Here is a 1719-nt window from a genome sequence, read left to right as displayed (position 1 = left end):
AACCCGCCTTATTCATGAGGGCGCTGGCTGAGTGGATTGTCAGCCCTCGCTGCCAACACCGGCCCACCGGCACCGCGATGGCAGCATGAGAATCCGCTGCCATATGCAAAAACAGCGCAACTTTTAATTTTATTTATAACCTGCAGAAATGGATTGCCGTCATTCGTGCAGCCGTCACCGTCAGCCGAAGTGAGACTGCCTGGCGCAGGGATGGGGGGTGATATCGCCGACGAGTCAGCTCAGCGCGGTCAGCTTTGGTAGCCCCTTCAGCAAGGCAGGCCACCATTTGTCAGCTGCATCGCCGAGGTGAACGGTGATGCGCCGGGCGTGCAGCGTCAGCGTGCCAGCGACCTTGAGTACCTGCTCGCGCATCCGGCTCAGACTCCAGCCCTGCCGGGTCTGACGCACCAGCAAGCAGCGCAGGCCATGCAGAACCTGATAGGCGTAGAGGCTCAGCAGTAGGCTCACCTCGTTGCGGGCCATGACGTTCTGGACCGTGGAGGCCCCGCGATCCGTCGACGACAGGTGCACATCCAGCGCCGATTTCACCTCGCCCATGTGGGCCTCGGCGCTGCCGCGCTTGCGATAGAGCGCCAAGACCTTCTCCGGCGGCCAGTCGAACTTGCCGAGGTTGGTGACCAGGAAGAAGGCATGCAGCAGCAAGTCATCGGGGCGCTCCTGCACGACCAGCACCACGCGTCGTGGCGCTGGCCAGGAACCGGCTTGGTACTCAAGGTCATGGCACCATTCCCGAGGCTGTTCGGGCGGTCGGCCGCGGGGCCGCTTCAGGTAGGGCGCCGCCAGCTTCTGCAGGCCCTTGTGGCTGCGCAACCGGCCCAGATACTCGATGTCGCGCGTTTCCAGGGCCTCCAAGGTGTCATTGTCGGTGAACCCGGCATCAATGCGCACCCGAACCTGGGCGCCGGTGCTCTCGTTGAGCCGCCTCACCAGATGGGGGATCCAGGTGTCGGCGTTCTCGGCCGGGCCGGCGTTGCCCTCTCGTAGCAGGCCGCCCACCATGTCACCGGTCTCGGCCAGCGAGGCCACCAGCGGCGAATAGATCCGGGTGCCGTACAGGCCATGATAGGCCGAACCGCCCTGGTGGCCGTGAACCTCGATCGGCAGGCCGTCGATGTCCAGCGTCAGCTGCTTGGGACGCTCGCCGCTCTTCAACGCGGTCAGGCGCCAGACCACCAGCCGCAGCAGGCCCTCGTGCACGGCATCGATGTTGTCGTTGCGACCCAGGCAGGTGAGCAGCCTGGACAGCGTGGCTTGAGACGGCCGGTCCTGGGCCAGGGGTGTCAGCCCACGCGCATCACTGCAGGCCAGCTGCCAGAGCGGGTCACGACGCAGCGTGTCGGTATCGCTGAGGTCGATCCAGCCCATGGCACGCTGTAGCACCAAGGTACGTAGCTGGCTGGCCAGCGAGTGGCGGATGCGTAGCGGGTTGCGGAGATCGACCAGATTGTCGTCGAGCGCCTCGATCACGCCGCTGCTGTCGAGGGCTTCGCGCAGCAACAAAGCGCCGCTGTCGCTGGTGGTGCGGTGGCCGCTCAGCTCGACACGGACAGAGCCGTTGCACGAGGGCGTCCAGGTGGATAGGCTTTCACCCATGGCGAGTGGTCCTCTTGAATCGTGTTCTGGCAGGAACATTCTGATTCTACAAGAGAAAACCACTCGCCATCTTCGTTTTCAGGCCGGCCTCATGAATAAGGCGGG

1 protein-coding gene is annotated in these 1719 nt (G+C 64.2%); it reads right to left on the bottom strand.

The window, feature by feature from the left end:
- Positions 1-234: 234 nt before the first annotated feature.
- On the bottom strand, positions 235-1653 hold the full coding sequence (locus CPA45_RS22415) for an IS1380 family transposase (RefSeq protein ID WP_096655519.1): 1419 nt from the start codon (positions 1651-1653) through the stop codon (positions 235-237).
- Positions 1654-1719: the final 66 nt, after the last annotated feature.

It is taken from the genome of Vreelandella nigrificans, from assembly GCF_002374315.1.
GTDB lineage: Bacteria > Pseudomonadota > Gammaproteobacteria > Pseudomonadales > Halomonadaceae > Vreelandella > Vreelandella nigrificans.
The sequence above is the reverse complement of the archived record's forward strand: the minus strand, read 5'-3'. Positions and strand labels throughout refer to the sequence as shown.

Coding starts and splice junctions, on each gene's coding strand:
- CPA45_RS22415 (WP_096655519.1), bottom strand. CDS start 1,653: ATGTTCCTGCCAGAACACGATTCAAGAGGACCACTCGCCATGGGTGAA.